Origin of the sequence: Fibrobacter sp. (genome assembly GCA_024399065.1) — a bacterium.
GTDB lineage: Bacteria > Fibrobacterota > Fibrobacteria > Fibrobacterales > Fibrobacteraceae > Fibrobacter.
This window is the reverse complement of record JAKSIB010000104.1, coordinates 1-1256: the sequence shown is the minus strand read 5'-3', so window position 1 is coordinate 1256 and position 1256 is coordinate 1. Positions and strand designations below refer to the sequence as shown.

Sequence of the window (1256 nt, the reverse complement as noted above, 5' to 3'; positions counted from 1 at the left end):
TTTTGCTAAACAGTTGCTTGAGCCTATTCTCTGCGGCCTGCTCTCGCAGGCACCCTTTCTCCCGAAGTTACAGGGTCATTTTGCCGAGTTCCTTGGCAATGCTTCTTCCGCCGGCCTTAGGATTCTCTCCTCATCCACCTGTGTCGGTTTACGGTACGGGTACAGTATAAACGATAGCGGCTTTTCTCGACGCATGGCTCACGGGCTTCCCTACTATACTTCGGTCCGCATCACGCCTTCCCATTGCCGCCCGGATTTGCCTAAGCGGCTGGTACCTCGCTTGCCCCGGGATACCGTTCCCGGGACCCGCTCTCCACACGTGTCCCCACAGTTCTGTCATACTGCAGTACAGGAATCTCCACCTGTTGTCCATCGGCTACGACTCTCGTCCTCGCCTTAGGCCCCGACTTACCCAGGGCAGATCAGCTTTACCCTGGAAACCTTGGATATTCGGCCTGGAGGATTCCCACCTCCATCTCGCTACTCATTCCGGCATTCTCTCTTCCATGCAGTCCACGGCTCCTTCCGGTACCGCTTCTTCCCGCATGCAATGCTCCTCTACCAACCTTTCGGTTCCTCAGCTTCGGTGACGTGTTTCAGCCCCGGACATTTTCGGCGCAGGACCTCTCGACCAGTGAGCTATTACGCACTCTTTGAATGCGTGGCTGCTTCTAAGCCAACATCCTGGTTGTCTCTGAAATCCCACATCCTTTTCCACTTAACACGTACTTTGGGACCTTAGCCGGAGGTCTGGGCTCTTTCCCTTTTGACCACCCAACTTATCTCGTGCAGTCTGACTCCCGGTAATCGATATCACGGCATTCGGAGTTTGATATTCTTCGGTAGGCTTTGACGCCCCCTAGGAAATTCAGTGCTCTACCTCCGCGTATCTGTATCGAGGCTAGCCCTAAAGCTATTTCGAGGAGAACCAGCTATCTCCGGGTTCGATTGGAATTTCTCCCCTATCCACACCTCATCCCCACCCTTTTCAACGGATGTGGGTTCGGACCTCCACTACCTCTTACGGCAGCTTCATCCTGGACATGGATAGGTCACCCGGTTTCGGGTCTGCGCTCACTGACTCTGGCCCTCTTAAGACTTGGTTTCCCTTCGGCTCCGCACCTTGAGTGCTTAACCTTGCCAGTAAGTGCAACTCGCCGGACCGTTCTACAAAAAGTACGCGGTCGCACGCATAAGGTGCTCCCACAGCTTGTAGACACAGGGTTTCAGGTTCTCTTTCACTCCCCTCCCGGGGT

1 rRNA gene is annotated in these 1256 nt (G+C 54.6%); it reads right to left on the bottom strand.

Features of this window, described 5'->3' with window-relative positions:
- Positions 1-1256, bottom strand: a 23S ribosomal RNA gene (locus tag MJZ25_16660); the annotation flags it as partial.